Consider the following 19,261-nt stretch of genomic DNA (forward strand, 5'->3'; position numbering starts at 1 on the left):
CGATGAAATTTATCAAATTTAATGACAGCACAATTGACTCGTTTTTATTTATGATGCTGACCGATTTGGCCAAAACGCTCACCAAAAGTGAGGCGGTGGAAGTGGAGTATGGCGTTCAGTCCTACTACAACCCATTTGAAAAAAAAATCTACATGAGCCACTTTTGGAAGGACAGATCAGCTGAAGATATGGAAGCAGGTCTCAAAAGCGATGTCTACCTTCGATCGGTCGGAACAAAATACAGCTCGCTGCAAGAGTTTACGAACTTTTTGGATAGTATCCATCGGCATCTTACATTCAAAAGCTTTGCCAAACAGCTGTTTATGCTGCTTGAGGACATCCGAATTGAAGAATGTATCAAATACGAGCGTCCCGGCACAAAACATGTATTTGCAAAACGAAAAGACATGTACAGAAAACATTTCTCCACACAGCTGACTTTAAATTTAGAACGAAGCATTTTTACGGATGCACTCTTTTGCGCCATGTATACCAAGCTGACGGCGGAATCGCCTCTGGAAACCATCCCGTCTATGCGTGATGATATTGATCTGATGCGTCCGTTTATTGAACAGCAGCTCTTGCGTGTGTATGAAGCTGACTCTACACGCCACGTTCTGAAAATTGTCGAAGACATCATGGACGGACTTGAAGAAGTTCTTGATAAAGACATGCTGAATACCTACTTCTTTTTGCCTGAGTTAGATTACGCTAAAGCTGCAGAGCAGCCGTTATTTGAAGAAGAGAAAAAAGCGCCGAAGCTGAGTGATGACGTAACGCTTCCGAAAAAATCAGACGGCGATGAAGATATTCACGATGAAGAAATGCCGACTTGGCACCGAGAAACAGAAGCGCCGTCTAAAAGCTTCCTTCAATTTGATATTGAACACGGCGCAAAATCCGATTTAGGAAAAGATGCTTCTCGTGAAGGGGACGATGGAGACCAAGCTCTCGGCTCCGTTCAAGGTTCAGCCAGACAGACAAAACGAAAAGACTATTCCAAACTGGAAGCGCTAGAGTCCAAAAAAGACCAGCCGAACGGCGCGGGTCTTGCCGACGGAAAGGAAAATAAATTCGCGTTTGCGATTTATAAAGAACCGCAGTCTGCAACAAAAGATGAAGAGCTTTCTTATAAACAGCAGGCAAAATCGATCGAATCGTATCAGAAGCGTTTGAAACAGATGATTCAAAAAACGCTTGAACACAAAAAAACGCTGCCAAGGACTGACCTCCACGCGGGCCGTCTAAACAATAAGCTTCTCCGGTATTTTACGGAGCGGAATCCGCGTCTTTTTTACAAAAAACAAGAGCCTTCTTCAGAAATTGACGCTGTTTTTACATTACTGGTCGACTGTTCAGCCAGTATGTTCGACAAAATGGATGAAACGAAGCGGGGTATCGTATTGTTTCACGAAGCCTTGAAATCAGTAGCAGTTCCGCATCAAATTGTCGGTTTCTGGGAGGATACAAACGATGCGACCGAAACGAGTCAGCCGAACTATTTTAATACGGTAATACCATTTCAATCATCCTTAAGACAGGCGGCGGGACCGGCGATTATGCAGCTTGAACCTGAGGAGGACAACCGTGACGGCTATGCGATCAGGCAAATGACGAAAAAAATGCTGCAGCGGAGCGAGGCGCAAAAATTCTTAATCGTGTTCTCTGACGGAGAGCCGGCCGCATTTGGTTATGAGCAAAATGGGATTGTCGATACAAGTGAAGCGGTTATAGAAGCTCGAAAAAGGGGAATAGAAGTCATAAATGTTTTTCTCTCCAACTCAGAAATTGAAGAATCACAAATGAAAACGATACAGGATATGTACGGGAAGTTCAGTATATTTGTCCCGGATGTCGATCAGCTTCCGGATGTACTGTATCCGCTTCTTAAAAAACTGCTCCATAAAAGCATAGGATAACCCTATATTCTATGCTTTTTGGCGTTTCTTTTTGTAAATGATTAAATTTTTTGTTTTTTATAAAGGTTTTTTACTATTTTGTGAACAATCAAGGTAGAATCAAATTGCAAACAGTGGTAAAATATCGTTGGAAGCGTTTTTATTACATAATTTTGGACACAGCGTTCGAAAGTTATTTTAAGATAGTGAATGAATCACTTGATTATCTAGGTTGGGGGTAATATTCAAATGTTTCAAAATAATATGAAACAACGAATGAATTGGGAAGATTTTTACGGTCCGAACCTCGGCTATGCGCTGGAGCTTTACGATCAGTACACCCAGGATCCGAACAGCATTGATCCGGATCTGAAGGACATGTTTGATGAACTAGGAGCTCCTCCAAGCGATATAAAAGAGGCATCGGGAACAAAAGAAAAGGGACGTGTTACAGCCGATCTGATACAAAAGATCGCATCAGCAATCAGACTTGCAGAAGATATACGAACCTATGGCCATTTGAACGCTTCCGTCAATCCGCTCAGAAAGGATGGGAAAAAGAGCGAGCTCTTTCCACTATCCGATTACGGGCTAACAGAAGAGGAAATAAAAGAAATACCTGCGTCGGTCATTTGTAAAGACGCTCCTAAAAACATTACGAACGGTTTAGAAGCCATTCAGTATTTACGAAATACGTATAAAAGAACCATCTCATTTGAATTTGATCATGTACACGACTTTAAAGAGCGAGAGTGGCTGACTCAAAAGATTGAATCCGGTGAATTGTTCCAAAAGAACTCAGCCGACAAGCTGTCAGCTGTGCTTGAGAGACTGACGGAAGTAGAGGGATTTGAGCAATTTTTACACCGGACCTTCGTCGGGCAGAAGCGTTTTTCAATTGAGGGTCTGGACGCTCTTGTTCCAGTGCTTGATGACATTATCGCACAATCTGTCAAATCAGGTACAACGAGCGTTAACATCGGTATGGCGCACAGGGGCCGCCTGAATGTGCTGGCACATGTGCTGGGCAAACCGTATGAAATCATATTCTCAGAGTTCCAGCACGCGCCGAACAAAGATCTAGTCCCGTCTGAAGGATCAATCGGCATCAGCTACGGATGGACGGGGGATGTCAAGTATCACCTGGGAGCGAACCGCGAGCTTCAAGACGCTGAAACGAAGTCGGCGCGTATTACGCTGGCGAATAACCCGAGCCACTTGGAATTTATCAATCCGATCGTTGAAGGCAGCACAAGAGCGGCGCAGGAAACAAGAACACAAAGCGGATACCCGGTTCAGGATGAAACAAAATCACTTGCGATTTTAATTCATGGAGACGCTGCATTCCCTGGGGAAGGAATTGTCGCTGAAACATTGAATTTAAGCTCTTTAAAAGGGTATCAAGTAGGCGGTGCGATTCATATTATCGCCAATAACATGATCGGATTCACAACAGAAAGCGCTGAATCAAGATCAACAAACTATGCCAGTGACCTGGCGAAGGGCTATGAAATACCGATTGTTCACGTAAATGCGGACGATCCTGAAGCCTGTCTTTCAGCTGTTAAGTTTGCGGTAGAATACCGAAAAACGTTCAACAAGGACTTTCTGATTGACTTAATCGGGTACAGACGTTACGGACACAACGAAATGGATGAGCCGTCAACTACTCAGCCGATGCTGTATGACGCTGTAAGAAAGCATCCGACTGTCAAACATATTTTCGCGGAAAAGCTCATTAAAGATGGGGTGCTGACCGAGGAAGTTGTTCAAAACATTGAAAAGTCGGTAACGAAACGCATAGAAGACGCTTATCAAAAAGTGCCGGCTAAAAAGGAACCTATCGCTTGTGAAATAGAACTTCCGGAGCCTGTTTCAAACGGTTTTCCGGATGTAGACACATCTATTGATTTTGATGTGCTCCGCAAGCTGAATGGCGAATTGGTCAATTGGCCGGAGTCGTTTAATGTATTCGGTAAGCTAAAACGCATATTAGAAAGACGGGCCAAGGCGTTTGATGATGACAGAAAAGTGGAATGGTCATTGGCTGAATCTCTCGCGTTTGCTTCCATTCTGAAAGACGGAACACCGATTCGATTAACAGGACAGGATTCTGAGCGCGGAACGTTTGCCCAAAGAAACCTTGTACTTCACGACAGTGAGACAGGCAAAGAATTTGTGCCGTTACACCATTTGTCAGATTGCGACACATCATTTGCCGTTCATAACAGCCCGCTGTCTGAAGGATCGGTTCTCGGCTTTGAATACGGCTATAACGTGCATTCACCGGAAACACTTGTCCTGTGGGAAGCGCAGTATGGAGATTTCGCCAATGCTGCTCAAGTGTACTTTGACCAATTTATTTCTGCCGGACGCGCAAAATGGGGCCAAAAATCCGGATTAGTGATGCTGCTCCCGCACGGTTACGAGGGACAGGGCCCTGAGCATTCAAGCGGTAGAATCGAGCGGTTCCTGCAGCTAGCTGCTGAGAACAACTGGACGGTTGCCAACCTGACAAGCGCCGCTCAATATTTTCATATATTAAGAAGACAGGCTAAAATGCTGCTGCGTGAGGAAATTCGTCCGCTTGTCATCATGACGCCGAAGAGCCTTCTGCGCAATCCGAATACCGTTTCTGAAGTGCAGGAGCTCAGCGAAAGCCGCTTCCAGCCTGTTTACGAACAGTCAGGACTTTCTCATGAATATGAAAAAGTGACGCGGCTCGTATTATCCAGCGGTAAAGTATCTATAGACATCAGTGATCATTTCAACAAGTTAGAAGACGGGAAAGAGTGGCTTCACATTGCGAGAATTGAACAGCTGTATCCATTCCCTGCAAAAGGAGTCAAAGAATTATTTGCAAAGCTTCCGAATCTTAAAGAAATCGTTTGGGTTCAGGAAGAGCCGCAGAACATGGGGGCTTGGAGCTACATCAGCCCTTATTTGACAGAACTTGCACCAGAAGGAGTAAGCGTTCAATATATTGGACGAAGAAGACGATCCAGTCCTGCAGAGGGAGATCCGACAGTTCATAAAAAAGAACAGGAACGTATTGTATCTGATAGCTTGACTCGCAAAAACTAAGGGGGAAATGAAAAAATGGCGGAAATTAAGGTACCTGAATTAGCAGAATCAATCTCAGAAGGAACAATAGCCCAATGGTTAAAGCAGCCCGGTGATTATGTAGAACAGGGTGAATATCTGCTTGAACTTGAAACGGATAAAGTAAATGTTGAATTGACAGCAGAAGAATCGGGTGTTCTTCAAGAGGTATTGAAAGATTCGGGTGATACCGTCCAAGTTGGAGAAATTATCGGTACCATTACAGAAGGCGCGGGTGAAAGTTCTGCCCCTGCTCCTTCAGAGAAGGCTGAAAGCAAAGAAAGTGAAAAAGAAGAAAAGCAAGCTGAACCAGCGGCGCAAGAAGTGAGCCAGGAAGCGCAAACGGAAGCAAAATCAAGAACAATCGCATCTCCTTCTGCCCGTAAGCTGGCGAGAGAGAAAGGGATTGACCTGTCTCAGGTTCCAACTGGCGACCCGCTTGGAAGAGTGCGCAAACAGGATGTTGAGGCGTATGAAAAACCAGCGGCGAAACCAGCTCCTCAGCAGCAAAAACAACAGCCGCAGGCTCAAAAAACACAGCAAAGCTTTGACAAACCTGTTGAAGTGCAAAAAATGTCACGCCGCAGACAGACGATTGCAAAACGTCTAGTCGAAGTTCAGCAAACATCTGCGATGCTGACTACATTTAATGAAGTTGACATGACGGCTGTTATGAATCTCAGAAAACGTCGCAAAGACCAATTCTTTGAGCAAAATGAAGTGAAGTTGGGCTTTATGTCTTTCTTTACAAAAGCTGTTGTAGCGGCATTGAAAAAATATCCGCTCTTGAATGCAGAAATTCAAGGCGATGAGCTGATTGTTAAAAAATTCTATGATATCGGAATCGCTGTCGCAGCTGAAGAAGGACTTGTCGTTCCAGTTGTACGGGATGCAGACCGTCTGACATTTGCAGGCATTGAAAAAGAAATCGGCGAGCTTGCGAAAAAAGCGAGAAACAATAAATTAACCCTTGGTGAGCTGCAAGGAGGCTCATTTACAATTACAAACGGAGGGACTTTCGGTTCACTCATGTCGACACCGATTTTAAACAGCCCTCAAGTTGGTATTCTGGGTATGCATAAGATTCAACTGCGCCCTGTCGCGATTGATGAAGAACGTTTTGAAAACCGTCCGATGATGTATATTGCTTTATCTTATGATCACCGAATCGTAGATGGTAAAGAAGCAGTTGGATTCCTTGTCACTATTAAGAACTTACTAGAAGATCCTGAACAGCTTTTGTTAGAGGGATAAAACAAAAAGGTACATCACGGCTAAACGTGATGTACCTTTTTATATATAATAGAATGTTAAAGAGTCAGTTCTGTGCTGTTTGAATCTTCTTTTTGATTCTTACCTTTTTTAGACCAATATGTAGCGAGCAGAGAGCCTGAAAGGTTGTGCCATACACTGAAAATTGCGCTAGGAACAGCGGATAGCGGTGAAAAATGTGCCGTAGCAAGTGCTGCGCCAAGCCCTGAGTTTTGCATGCCGACTTCAATTGCAACCGCTTTTTGAGATGCATAATCCATTTTTAACAGCTTTGCACAAAGAAACCCGAGTAAATATCCAATGCCATTATGCAGGATAACTACTGAAAAAATAAGCCATCCTGATTGAAGCAGGTTTTCCCGATTGCCGCTTACAACAGCTGACACAATCGCAACAATACCGATGACTGAAACAAGCGGCAGGACATGAACGGCTTTTGCGACCTGTTTTTTGAAAAACATTTTGACGATTAGGCCTGCAATGATTGGAAACAATACAGCCTGCAAAATCGAAATCAATAATGAGCCAGGCGAGACAGGCAGCCATTCCTTGGCAAACAGCATAATCAATACCGGCGTCAAAACAGGTGCCAACAAGGTGGAAATTGCAGTGACAGCAACAGACAGGGCCGTATTGCCTTTTGCTAAAAATGTCATGACATTAGAGGCAGTTCCACCCGGGCAGCAGCCAACGAGAATAACGCCTACCGCGATCTCCGAGGGGAGATGCAAGCCATAGGCTAATCCGAAAGCAACAAGCGGCATAATTGTATATTGGGCAATCACTCCGATAATGACGTACAAAGGTTTTCTGATCAGCTCTTTAAAATCATCGGTTTGCAGTGTTAGCCCCATTCCAAACATGATAATGCCAAGAAAAATCGTAATATAAGAACTGATCCAAGAAAATAATAATGGAAACGAAAATCCGAGTACAGCAAAAACAATAACCCAGATGCCGAAGGTTTGTCCCGCGAAATGACTAATCTTTCTGATGTTTTCCATACAAACACTCCTCATACACTGATCAAGAACTTCAGCAGAAATCCTTACAGATTTTTTGGTATCCCCCTATTATAATTAATTTTCTGAATAATTCAATATTAATAAATTGACTGTGTTCTGATATATCCATATAAGTAGATGATAAATATATTATGTAAACTAATCAAAATATTCTTGACTATATAGGTAGATATTCTTACAATGAACCTTTAAACTGTTTTGAAAAATAGGAGTGATAGGGTGAAGGAAGCTAATCAATGGTCTTCGAAGCTGGGCTTTATTTTAGCAGCGGCTGGATCGGCTATCGGTCTCGGTGCGATATGGAAATTCCCATATGTCGCAGGCACCAGCGGAGGAGGCGCGTTTTTATTTATTTTCATTTTATTTACAATATTAATCGGACTGCCATTATTGCTCGGTGAATTCATCATAGGCAGAAAAACACAGCAAGATGCCGTCCAATCCTATAAATCTCTTGCTCCTGGGTCTAAATGGCATTGGATAGGCTATTTGGGCATGGCGACGTGCTTTATTCTGTTATCATTCTACAGCGTTGTCGGCGGATGGATTTTAAATTACATTTTTAAAGGCTTTACCGGGGGTTTATCGCATACTTCAGGGTTTGATACGCTGTTTGCGAATACCATTTCAAATCCATATTTGGCTGTAGGAGGCCAGCTGCTGTTTATGCTGGTCACAATTTTGGTTGTCGCAAAGGGTGTAAGTAGCGGAATTGAAAAAGCAAGCCAAATTTTAATGCCAGCGCTATTTATATTATTTATTATTTTAATGGTGCGTTCAGTTACACTTCATGGAGCGATGGAAGGCCTTACGTTTTTCCTGACACCTGATCTCTCCGCTATTGACGCCAATACAATATTATATGCGATGGGCCAGTCCTTCTTCTTATTAAGTGTCGGTGTATCTGTGATGGTAACGTATAGTGCCTATCTAGAAAAACAAGAAAATCTGGTGCAGTCTGCTGTATCTGTTACGGTTTTGAATGTTCTTGTCGCCATTATGGCGGGAATCGCAATCTTTCCAGCTGTTTTTTCATTCGGCCTCAAACCGGATCAAGGACCTGTCCTGTTATTTAATGTGCTGCCGACTGTATTTAATCAAATGCCGTTTGGAATTGTCTTTTTATTAGCATTTTTAATTCTATTTTTATTTGCGGCACTGACATCCGCCTTTTCAATGCTTGAAATTTTGGTCGCTGTGCTTTCTAAAGGCGATGTGAGTAAAAGAAAACGATTTGCCTGGATCGGCGGGATGGCTATCTTTCTGGTCGGCGTACCGTCTGCATTATCATACGGTATTTTAAGTGATATCACCATTTTTCACATGAACATTTTTGACGCAGCTGATTTTCTGGTCAGCAATATTTTAATGCCGTTAGGAGCGTTATTGATTTCTATCTTTGTACCGTTAAAAATACCGAAAGAAGACTTGTTTAACGAGCTGAAAAGCGGCTCAAACCTCAAGCGAAAGTGGTTTGCGGTTTGGCTTCTGCTGATACGTTATCTTTCACCTGTTGCAATCATTATCGTATTTTTACATGTATTAGGTATTTTTTAAAAAATGAAGCCCCCTGGAAAAGGGGGCTTTTTTAATAGAGTTTCCATACGACTTCTTTTGCCTGTTCAAAACGTTTTTCGGCTTCACGCCAATCGACTACATTCCACCAATGATCAACATAGCTTCCGCGGTCATTTTTATATTGCAAATAGTAAGCATGTTCCCATACATCAAGCGGTAAAAGAGGGATTACATCCCACTGGCTGAAGAGCTGGTGCTTCTCTGCGGCTAAAATCTCCAGCCGCCCGGAACGAGGGGACCAGACAAGAATGGCCCACCCGACACCCTCCACTTTTTTTGCAGCTTGTGTAAAATGCTCCTTAAAGGCCGAATAGCTTCCAAATGAAAGATCGATCATTTGAAACAATGCTCCAGTAGGACGTCTTTTTCCGTTTGGATGCATAGAAAACCAAAAAATACTGTGCAAATAATGGCCAGCTCCATGAAATGCCAGCTCTCTTTCCCAATGAGTGATCAAGTCATAGTTCTTTGTAGCTCTGGCATTCTTAAGCGCCAATTCTGCCTTATTCAGTCCGTCAACATAGCTTTGGTGGTGCTTTGTATGATGAAGCACCATAATATCACGTGAAATATAAGGTTCTAAAGCAGAGTACTTGTACGGAAGCTTTGGGAGAACATGTTTTCCTATAGGAACGAAGGTACGTCTTTCACCTGTTTCTTCTGATTGTGTAATATCACGATAGAGTGTGGCGGCCTGTTGATACCACTGTTCTTCTGTCGTCTGGTCATCCTCCAGCGCTTCAATCATCCTTTCGATTTGATTCTCAAATTGATCAAGCTGTCCTCGTTTTTGAATCTGATCTTTCAAGGCTTCACACCAATTGAACATCTCGGTTTGATAAGATTCACGTTTCATTTGCTGTCTCCTTTTCAATAGAATTCAAATATTTGCCGACAGCCAGCAAAGGGAACACATATGGATAACTGTGGTAACGAATATAAAACTGCTTTGGCAGCCCGATTCCCACTGGATAAGTCAAGCTCCTACCGTCATGAGAACTGCTGTCCATGAGGTAGTTCATTCCTTTCACAATTGCTGGATGACTGGGTTTTTCATATAGCAATAAAGCATCTAAAGCCCAGGCAGTTTGTATAATGGTTCCTTCTTTAAGCGGCACATAGGTTTTGATCTCCGCGCTTTTGCAGGATTCACCCCAGCTGCCGTCATCATTTTGTATGGTTTTGAGCCACCGGATTGCCTTTTGTATCGAAGGGTGGGTTCGAACAACTCCGCAGGCGTGCATGCCGGTTAAGGCAGCCCATGTGCCATAAATGTAGCAAACACCCCATCGTCCGTACCAAGATCCATTATATTCCTGGTTTTCAAAAAGCCAATTCACAGCACGCTGAATGTGGTGATGTTTTACTGAAAAACCGGCTTTTTCACCTAAAAAGTGCAGCACACGCCCGGTAAGGTCGGCGGTTGAGGGATCAACAGCCGCATCCTCGGCGGATTCAAGCGGGAGGTGGCGGATAAGAGGGTGGTTCACATTTTTTTCAAAGGCGGAAAACCCTCCATCATTGTTCTGCATCGATAAAAGCCACGCCACGCCTCGCTCCCAAGAAAAAGGAGAGAAGCTGCGGGGAATTGCTTTTAAGACGGCTGCAGTGTCGTCACAATCAGGGTTATTCGTGTTGATATTTGAAAACCCCCAGCCGCCTGGAGATACGTTGGGATTGTTGACAGACCAATCTGCTATCTTGGTATGCTGCCGCTTTTGTAAAAAAGAAACGGCTTTTGTAATTGTACCGTCTGTTTCGGCAGCGCCGTTTTGCTGAAGCGCATAAGTGATTAATGCAGTATCCCAAACAGTAGAAGTGGAATTTTCTAAATAAGGAATGCCGCCGCATTCAGTCACCAATGCTTTGATGCCATTAATTGCCCTTCGGATGACCGGTGAATGGCGTGACACACCAAGTGACAGAAGGCTGTATACCATAAATATTGTGGCGCTTGCATAACTGTACAGTGTGCCGTCTTCTTCAATTCGGTCAAGCATATATGTTTTAGCTGTGTGTAAGCCAAGCTCCTGAAGAGCAAAGGGGGCACGAAAAAGCCGCTTCCAATGAGTCAGAACAGAAGAGAGGTCTCTCTCCTCGAAAGCATCAGAACGGAGCCAAGTCAAAGGGTTTTTTGTCATGTGCGGGTCGAGGTGGCGGAGAGATTGAATATTGCGGTTTTTTAGTGTGAATCGCTGATTGAGTGTGACAGCCATCGGCGCAAAGTGAATACGGGCATACGTGCTGAACTGATAGAAATGAACCGGGAATGTTGGGGGAATTGCTAAAAGCGACAATGGTACATATAAAGCGGGCCAAGGGTAAAGGCCGTTTGCTGCAAGCATCCATTTTGTCATGAAATGAATATTCCTCAAGCCGCCATGTGATGTAATGAATTGTTCAGCTTTTTTCATGTGCGGATCAGTTCGATGGTAGCATCCTGAAGCCAGCATTCCGACATAACCTTGGACGGCAGCTGTTATATTGCCGCCTGTTTCGTCAGGGAAATTGTTAAACGTTCCGTCTGGCTGCTGACTTTCGCGAATGCCGGCTGCGAGCGCCGAAATGAGTTCTTTTTCATTTTCACCTTCATCAAGTGAGGTGAGGAGCAGAATAAAAAAAGAATTCGTCATGGTTGGCCCTTCAAAGCAAAATGTCCAAGAACCGTCACCATTTTGCCTATCTTTCAGCTCTGAAATCGTGTTTTGCTGATAGCGCCTCACCTTCTCCTGAAGTGTGCTCATCACGCTCAACTCCTTCAGAAAGATATATATTCATCAGCTTTTGTTGCCATTACTGAAAGAAAAAAACTGCTGGCTGGCAGCAGTTTTTTTAAAAGTTTTTTAGTCTTCAAGATTAATCCATACACTCTTGACTTCTGTGTAGTTATCTAGAGCATATGAGCCCATTTCTCTTCCGAGTCCGGATTGTTTATAACCGCCAAACGGCGAAGCTGCGTCAAACACATTATAGCAGTTTACCCAGACAGTCCCGGCTTGTAGGCGATCTGCAATATAATGGGCTTGTTTTACATTCTCAGTCCATAGGCCGGCAGCAAGTCCGTATTCAGAATGGTTGGCTCGTTCAATGACTTCATCCACTGTTTCATACGGAATCGCCGTCAGGACTGGTCCAAAGATTTCTTCTTTGGCGATTGTCATACCGTCTTCAACATTCGCAAACACAGTCGGCGCGACAAAGTATCCTTCTTCATAAGGGCAGCTTCCGCCAGTGACAGCTTTTGCTCCTTCCTCTTTCCCTTTTTGAATATAAGAAAGAACGCGTTCATGCTGCTCCTTGCTCACGAGCGGGCCGATTTGGGTATCTTTATGAAGTCCGGCTCCTTGGCGGAGTGATTCAGCATAAGACACCATCTCATTGACAACTTCATCATACTGGTCTTTATGAATAAAGACGCGTGAGCCCGCACAGCAGACTTGGCCTTGGTTAAACATGACACCGTTTAAAGCGCCTGGAATGGCTTTTTTCAGATTGGCATCCGGTAGCAGGATATTAGGTGATTTTCCGCCCAGTTCCAGGGTGACACGCTTAATGCTTTTTGCCGCCGTGGCCATGATTTTCTTTCCGATTTCTGTTGATCCGGTAAAGGCAATTTTGTCAACCGCTTCATGGTTGGTAAGTGCTTCTCCAGCATCCTCACCGAATCCCGGAATGATATTGATGACCCCGTCAGGGAAACCGGCTTTATCAATTAACTCAGCCAAATAAAGAGCTGAGAGCGGGGTTTGCTCAGCAGGCTTAAGCACAATTGTACAGCCGGTTGCAAGAGCCGCACCCATTTTCCACATCGCCATAAGGAGCGGGAAATTCCATGGGATGATTTGGCCGACGACGCCGACAGGCTCATGGCGTGTATAATTAAAATAGGAGCCGGAAACAGGGATTGTCTGCCCTGTTATTTTTGTGCACCAGCCGGCGTAATAGCGCATATGCTCAATAGCCAGCGGGATATCTCCATTTGTTGTTTCGTTTATTGGCTTTCCGTTATCAAGGGTTTCAAGCTGAGCAAGCTCAGTTTTATGCTCTTCCATTAAATCTGCCAGCTTATACATCAGTCTGCTTCTCGATGCTGGAGACATTGTTCTCCACTCGCCTTGATCGAAGGCTTTGCGGGCAGCTTTAACGGCTTTGTCCACATCTTCTGCCCGGGCTTCATACAGCGACATTAAGGTTTCGCCTGTCGCCGGGTTGGGCGTGTCAAAGGTTGCCCCTGAGGCACTCGGAACAAACTTCCCATCAATATAAAGCTTTTTCGTTCCCTGTAAAAATGTCTCCAGCCTTTTACTCACTTGCATCGTTAAAGAACTCATTCGTAACAAACCTCCAGTCATTTTTATGGTCTGTTCTGAGATTCTTGGTGATAGAATGGATATTGCTTCATTGAAGAGCGGGAATTAGCTGTGATCGTTACTATGGAAGTAAGCGTATACAAACATTCTATACTAGAAAACATGGCAAAATCAATGAATAACCGATATTGCAATTTACAAAAGAAAAAAGCTACAATAGGCTTATAGACAAGTAAAGGAGATTTCATCATGATACATAAAAATTGGCTTGAAAAAGAAACCGTTAAAAAAGTAAAATGTGTTCAAACAAACGCAAAAAAATACATTGTAAATCGTGTATTAACACCAGGGAAAGAATATGAAGTGAAGAATGAGACAGAGGAATTTCTGTTTGTCGTCGATAATACAAATAAAATTGGCGGATACTATAAAGAATATTTTGAAGAGGTATAATCACCGATTGAATTTCTGCTGGAATAAGAAACAGAAGAGGTCACATCAATTTCAGACTCTAATTATAGATGGCACAATTGAAGATACAGATCGTTTGCAAAGAACCGCAGCTAAGCTGCGGTTCTTCTTTGAGTTAAAAAGGAAAAATAAAACAGATGCACAACAGAAACGTTAAAAAACTCATTTTTCAAAAAATATTTGCGGAAAATGAAACTTTTTTCTCTATTGTTGCGTACTACATGATGACAGCAATACAAAAAACAAGAAACAAATCAAAAATGTGAAAAATGTAATCTGTTCGTAATGGTTTAAATGTCTTCTATGTCGTATTCTTATATAGGGATAAAGGACTTATTTTATTTAATGTAATCTCGTCATAAGAAAAATAGATAAATGCAGAAAGAGGGGTTCTTCATTGGGTATTTTTTCTGTTAGCAGATCAACTGACGCAAAGAAGCTTGAAGCTTTGCTCGTTGAAGGGGAAAGAATAGAATCGATTTATAAGCTCCGGGTTGACCAAATTTGCTTTACAAATAAACGTATTATTTTCTTTGATAATAAGGTGTTTTCTAAAAAGAAGGTTCGTGTATTTCTTCCATATAAAACGATTGAAAGCTTTGCCATCCAAGAAGCGGGAATGTTTGATCCCGACACCGGACTTTTATTAATGACAAGAAGCAAAACCTTTGAATTAGAATTTGCGAAAGATACCGATTTAAGCGAAGTGCAAGCGGTACTGACGAAGTATTTATGCAACTGAATAAACTAACTGAGGCCAGCCGTCTCTAAAGAATGGTTTGGCTTTTTTTTGTGCCGTAAAAACGCCTTTTTTGGTTTGTTAGTATTCAAAACTGGGAACAGAGAAAAAAAGGAGAGGATACACATGGCACTGACTAAAGAACAAACTCAGCATCTCTACCATAAATTGCTTAATATGCAAAAAGAATTGTCTGGTGAAAAAAAGAAAACACAATCAATGACTGAAGAAGTAGGAGAGCTGTCTAATGGGGTTGATAACCATATGGCTGACCACGGAACGCTTGTAACAGACCGCATGACAGACCAAACGGTAAAAGAAATAGACCGGGAGCTTTTGGAGGAAGTTAATCACGCTTTACAAAAAATAAAAGACGGAACGTACGGAATTTGTGAAAAAACAGGTCAAGAAATCCCATACGAAAGATTGGAAGCTGTTCCGTACGCAAGAATGACAGTGGAAGCCCAAGCTGATATAGAGGACGATTTGGAAACGGATGCTCCGTCATTTGAAAGGGAGTTTCACCAACAAGTTAAAGATCTATCTAATAAAGAAACAATTGATCAAAAAAGTTCTCAAACGTATGAGATTTTAGACCGCGAGCAGGATTCAAATTGAAAATGGCAAGCAAGTATACCGATATAAGGTGTACTTGCTTTTTTTTATAAAAAAATCTCATATTCGAAATAAAGTGATTGACTTTGCGTAAAAAAGAAAGTAACATACTATTTGTAAGTTAATATAAAAAGTTTACCGGGAGGAATACAAATGTCTACAGTTTTATTTGTAAAATCAAGTGACCGTACAGCTGAAGAAGGTGTTTCAGTTAAACTATACGAAGCATTTTTAGCTGCATATAAAGAAAACAACCCTAATGATGAAGTGATTGAATTAGATCTTCATAAAGAAAACCTTCCTTACCTTGGAAGAGATATGATTAACGGAACATTTAAAGCAGGCCAAGGTATGGAAATGACTGAGGAAGAAAAAAAACAAGCTGCAACAGCTGACAAATATCTGAACCAATTTGTAAAAGCTGATAAAGTGGTGTTCGCATTCCCGCTTTGGAACTTCACAGTGCCAGCAGTGCTTCATACTTATGTGGATTACCTGTCTCGCGCAGGCGTTACATTCAAATACACACAAGAAGGACCAGTTGGTTTAATGGGCGGCAAAAAAGTTGCACTTCTTAACGCGCGCGGCGGCGTTTATTCAGAAGGACCAATGGCTTCACTAGAAATGTCCTTAAACTTCATGAAAACAGTTCTTGGTTTCTGGGGTGTTCAAGACTTGCACACAGTTGTCATCGAGGGACATAATGCAGCGCCTGATAAAGCACAAGAAATTGTTGAAAAAGGCTTGCAAGAAGCGAAAGAGCTTGCTGCTAAGTTTTAATGAATGAAGACTCCTATCCGTGAGATAGGAGTTTTTTTGCGTACATATTATATAGAAGAAAGTGATCACTTCTTGCCGCTAAAAAATGATGTTTTTTTATTGTAATATATTTTTTTGTTTGTCGAATCATTAGATATATTAGCGAAAAAACAGTTTTATGAATGAAAAAAAGTTTTTCTGAAAAATTGATTTGCCCCCTTGATAAAATATGTCCAATGGTGTACTATATAAAAGAAGCTACTTTGTACGTATTGTTAATTAAGTTTTAACCTTTAAGCTGTAATAGGGAGTTTTATATCGAAGCCGGAATGTCATGCCTCCATTGCAGAGGACGACAGGAACGTTTCTGCAAACACCCACTTTGAGGAGTGGTGGTTTAAAACTTTCTTACTTGCATACGGCAAGATGTAGCGAAGGCCATTTCCTTTATGGAAATGGCTTTTTATTTTATCTAAAAAAGGATTTTTATATCGAAAATTCAATTTCCATTCGGGAAGAAATGCAGGTCTATTTTTTGTGATATGATGGGAGAAATTGAAGGAAAAGCGAGGGTTAGACGTTATGTTACATAAAGCCCAATCTCTGTTGGCGCATTATTTCGGTTATGAAAAGCTGCGCAGAGGGCAGGAGGAAGCCATCCGTTCGGTGACAGAAGCGAGACAAAACACGGTCTGCATCATGCCGACGGGCGGGGGAAAATCAATTTGCTATCAAATTCCGGCACTGATGTTTGAAGGAACAACGATTGTCATTTCGCCGTTAATATCATTAATGAAGGATCAGGTTGATGCTCTTGAAGAAGCGGGAATCAAAGCCGCTTACATCAACAGTTCGCAAACCAATCAAGAAATATATGAAAGGCTGAACGGCCTGAAAGAAGGGGCCTATAAGCTTTTTTACATTACACCAGAGCGGTTAACCTCAACAGAATTTATACGTATTTTGCAAAGCATCGACGTTCCTTTAGTAGCAATAGATGAAGCGCACTGTATTTCTCAATGGGGCCACGATTTCAGGCCAAGCTACAGAAACATAGAAATTCTGTTTCACGAGTTAAATGACAAACCTGTCATCATGGCATTAACGGCAACCGCAACACCTGAGGTACATGATGATATATGCCGTCAGCTGCATATTCAAAAAGAAAACACGGTGTATACCGGTTTCTCCCGTGACAACCTGACTTTGAAAGTCGCAAAAGGGGAAAACAAAGATCGTTTTATTGATGAGTATGTAAAAAGGAACAAACATGAAGCAGGAATCGTCTATACCGCGACAAGAAAAGAAGCAGATCGGATTTATGAGCGGTTAAAACGAAATCAAATTAGCGCAGGGCGGTATCACGGGGGCTTACAGGACGAAGTCAGAAAAGAACAGCAGGAAAGGTTTCTGAACGATGAGCTGCAGGTCATGGTTGCCACATCTGCTTTCGGGATGGGCATCGATAAATCAAATATCAGGTTTGTTCTTCATGCACAGATACCGAAAGATATGGAAAGCTACTATCAGGAGGCGGGACGAGCTGGACGGGATGGCCTCGACAGTGAATGTGTGCTTTTATTTTCTCCGCAAGATATTATGGTGCAGCGTTTTTTAATCGAGCAATCGGAAAATGAAGAGAAGCAAAAGCAGGACTTGAAAAAACTTCGACAAATGGTTGACTACTGCCATACAGAAGATTGTCTGCAGCGATTTATTCTGATGTATTTCGGAGAAAAGGAACCTGACGCCTGCGGACAGTGCGGAAACTGTACAGATACAAGAACAGCCCATGACGTGACGAGAGAAGCGCAGATGGTCTTATCGTGTATCATTCGTATGAATGAACGTTTTGGGAAGACGATGGTTGCCCAGGTGCTCGCTGGATCAAAAAATAAAAAAGTGCTCGAAAACGGTTTTAGTAGCCTTTCAACATACGGAATATTAAAGCACCAATCAGTTAGTGAAATCAGCGACTTTATTGAATTTCTGATTGCTGACGACTTTATTAGGATGTCAGATGGAACATTTCCGACTCTATTTGTTAGCGGCAAAGGAAGAAATGTGCTGAGAAGCGAATTAGCAGTAACGAGAAAAGAAGCATTAAAAGCAGAAGCCATTACGGAAAATGACGAGCTGTTCGAACGGCTTCGCACCTTACGCAAGCAAATTGCAGCAGAGCAGGGTGTTCCGCCTTTTGTCGTTTTTTCTGATCAGACGCTGAAAGATATGTCAGGAAAACAGCCTGTAAATGATGAAGAACTTTTGTCTATAAAAGGAGTCGGAGAACAAAAAAGAGCAAAATATGGCCGGCTTTTTTTAGAAGAAATACAAGCTTATGTAAAGGTGACAGACCCAAAAAAAGCATAAATCAACCTTTTTTTCTTTGAAAAACACATTTTCTTTTCTTTTTTTTGACTCAAACTTAAAAGACTTGAAAAGCCTATTATATCAAGGGTTCAGTAAGACTTTCCAACAGAGAGAAATCCTTCATGTAAAGGAACTGTAATCTAAATCATATCTTTTTGTTATTGATTTGACATTTACATGTGTTACGATATCACCTGTTAGCCGCCAATAAAAAGCTAACAAGGGAGGATTTACTTATGAAGAAGACGATTATGTCCTTTGTAGCAGTTGCAGCACTTTCAACAACTGCATTCGGAGCTCACGCTTCTGCAAAAGAAATCACGGTGCAAAAGGGTGATACGCTCTGGGGGATCTCTCAGAAAAACGGAGTGAACCTGAAGGACCTAAAAGAATGGAACAAGTTAACTTCTGATACAATCATTACGGGAGAAAAACTGACCATTTCTTCAGAAGAAACAACCACATCTGGGCAATATACAATTAAAGCGGGAGATACGCTTTCTAAGATTGCTCAAAAATTCGGTACGACAGTTAACAACCTGAAAGGTTGGAATAACTTAAGCTCTGACATGATCTATGCTGGATCTACACTTTCAGTAAAAGGTCAGGCAACAGCAGCAAACACAGTGACTGAGAATGCGCAAACAAGCGCACCTCAAACTGAAACAAAACAAGAGGCTGTGCAAAAAGAGCAACCTAAACAAGAAGCTGTTCAACAGCAACCTAAACAAGAAACAAAGGCTGCAGCAGAAACTTCTGTTAAAACAGAAGAAAAGGCTGTTGAATCTAATACAAATCAACAAGAAGCGACAAAAGAACTAACAGTTACTGCTACTGCTTACTCTGCTAACGACGGCGGCATTTCCGGCGTTACAGCAACAGGCATTGACTTAAACAAGAACCCGAATGCTAAAGTTATTGCGGTTGATCCAAACGTGATTCCGCTAGGTTCTAAAGTCTATGTTGAAGGTTATGGAGAAGCAACAGCAGCAGACACTGGCGGCGCAATAAAAGGAAATAAAATTGACGTATTTGTACCAAACAAAAGTGATGCACATAATTGGGGCGTCAGAACAGTAAGTGTAAAAGTGTTAAATTAATAGAATAGATGAAGATAAAGGA

The 19,261-nt window shown here is 42.2% G+C and carries 14 protein-coding genes and 1 other RNA gene; 11 read left to right on the forward strand and 4 right to left on the reverse strand.

The window, feature by feature from the left end; all coding sequences use genetic code 11:
• Positions 1-2 precede the first annotated feature (2 nt).
• The 3 genes from V6D42_RS04670 to odhB all read left to right on the forward strand — a co-directional run bounded on the left by V6D42_RS04670 (position 3) and on the right by odhB (position 6,254).
• A complete protein-coding gene (locus tag V6D42_RS04670) occupies positions 3-1,919 on the forward strand; it encodes a vWA domain-containing protein (protein WP_333512498.1) in 1,917 nt (638 codons plus the stop codon).
• A gap of 228 nt (positions 1,920-2,147) precedes the next feature.
• On the forward strand, positions 2,148-4,982 hold the full coding sequence (gene sucA, locus V6D42_RS04675; RefSeq protein ID WP_333512499.1) for a 2-oxoglutarate dehydrogenase E1 component: 2,835 nt from the start codon (positions 2,148-2,150) through the stop codon (positions 4,980-4,982).
• Positions 4,983-4,997: 15 nt separating this feature from the next.
• On the forward strand, positions 4,998-6,254 hold the full coding sequence (odhB, locus tag V6D42_RS04680) for a 2-oxoglutarate dehydrogenase complex dihydrolipoyllysine-residue succinyltransferase (RefSeq protein WP_010334582.1): 1,257 nt from the start codon (positions 4,998-5,000) through the stop codon (positions 6,252-6,254).
• A 56-nt stretch (positions 6,255-6,310) separates the two neighbouring features.
• Here the strand turns inward: odhB and V6D42_RS04685 are convergent, their stop codons facing one another.
• A complete protein-coding gene (locus V6D42_RS04685) occupies positions 6,311-7,276 on the reverse strand; it encodes a bile acid:sodium symporter family protein (RefSeq protein WP_333512500.1) in 966 nt (321 codons plus the stop codon).
• Positions 7,277-7,516: 240 nt separating this feature from the next.
• Between V6D42_RS04685 and V6D42_RS04690 the strand changes: the two genes are divergently transcribed.
• Positions 7,517-8,854 (forward strand): sodium-dependent transporter, encoded by a 1,338-nt coding sequence (locus tag V6D42_RS04690; RefSeq protein WP_333512501.1) that lies wholly within the window; start codon positions 7,517-7,519, stop codon positions 8,852-8,854.
• A gap of 31 nt (positions 8,855-8,885) precedes the next feature.
• On the opposite strand, the gene V6D42_RS04695 is transcribed toward V6D42_RS04690, so the two are convergent.
• The 3 genes from V6D42_RS04695 to dhaS all read right to left on the reverse strand — a co-directional run bounded on the left by V6D42_RS04695 (position 8,886) and on the right by dhaS (position 13,206).
• Entirely contained in the window at positions 8,886-9,731 is an 846-nt protein-coding gene (locus V6D42_RS04695; protein ID WP_333512502.1) for a superoxide dismutase, read from the reverse strand.
• Complete coding sequence (locus tag V6D42_RS04700; RefSeq protein ID WP_333512503.1) at positions 9,721-11,619, reverse strand: terpene cyclase/mutase family protein; 1,899 nt, start codon at positions 11,617-11,619, stop codon at positions 9,721-9,723. Before V6D42_RS04700 ends, V6D42_RS04695 begins: the two co-directional genes overlap by 11 nt.
• Before the next feature lie 99 nt (positions 11,620-11,718).
• Positions 11,719-13,206: an aldehyde dehydrogenase DhaS gene (gene dhaS, locus V6D42_RS04705; protein WP_333512504.1), complete on the reverse strand. Its 1,488-nt coding sequence runs from the start codon at positions 13,204-13,206 to the stop codon at positions 11,719-11,721.
• Positions 13,207-13,434: 228 nt separating this feature from the next.
• Here dhaS and V6D42_RS04710 point away from each other — a divergent pair, with 228 nt between their 5' ends.
• From V6D42_RS04710 to V6D42_RS04740, 7 genes are all read left to right on the forward strand, one after another.
• A complete protein-coding gene (locus V6D42_RS04710) occupies positions 13,435-13,638 on the forward strand; it encodes a DUF6501 family protein (protein WP_010334577.1) in 204 nt (67 codons plus the stop codon).
• Positions 13,639-14,053: 415 nt separating this feature from the next.
• Positions 14,054-14,398: a PH domain-containing protein gene (locus V6D42_RS04715; RefSeq protein ID WP_229147240.1), complete on the forward strand. Its 345-nt coding sequence runs from the start codon at positions 14,054-14,056 to the stop codon at positions 14,396-14,398.
• 123 nt (positions 14,399-14,521) lie between these two features.
• Complete coding sequence (locus V6D42_RS04720) at positions 14,522-15,013, forward strand: TraR/DksA family transcriptional regulator (RefSeq protein ID WP_333512505.1); 492 nt, start codon at positions 14,522-14,524, stop codon at positions 15,011-15,013.
• 150 nt (positions 15,014-15,163) lie between these two features.
• Positions 15,164-15,790, forward strand: a complete 627-nt coding sequence (gene azoJ / locus V6D42_RS04725; protein ID WP_326130043.1) for an FMN-dependent NADH-azoreductase AzoJ — start codon at positions 15,164-15,166, stop codon at positions 15,788-15,790.
• Between the two features lie 231 nt (positions 15,791-16,021).
• A non-coding RNA gene (ssrS, locus tag V6D42_RS04730) (6S RNA) lies at positions 16,022-16,208 on the forward strand.
• Between the two features lie 143 nt (positions 16,209-16,351).
• Complete coding sequence (gene recQ / locus V6D42_RS04735; protein WP_333512506.1) at positions 16,352-18,139, forward strand: DNA helicase RecQ; 1,788 nt, start codon at positions 16,352-16,354, stop codon at positions 18,137-18,139.
• A gap of 236 nt (positions 18,140-18,375) precedes the next feature.
• Positions 18,376-19,239 (forward strand): LysM peptidoglycan-binding and 3D domain-containing protein, encoded by an 864-nt coding sequence (locus V6D42_RS04740; protein WP_229147245.1) that lies wholly within the window; start codon positions 18,376-18,378, stop codon positions 19,237-19,239.
• Positions 19,240-19,261: the final 22 nt, after the last annotated feature.

This window comes from Bacillus sp. 0909A, assembly GCF_036765115.1.
GTDB lineage: Bacteria > Bacillota > Bacilli > Bacillales > Bacillaceae > Bacillus > Bacillus mojavensis.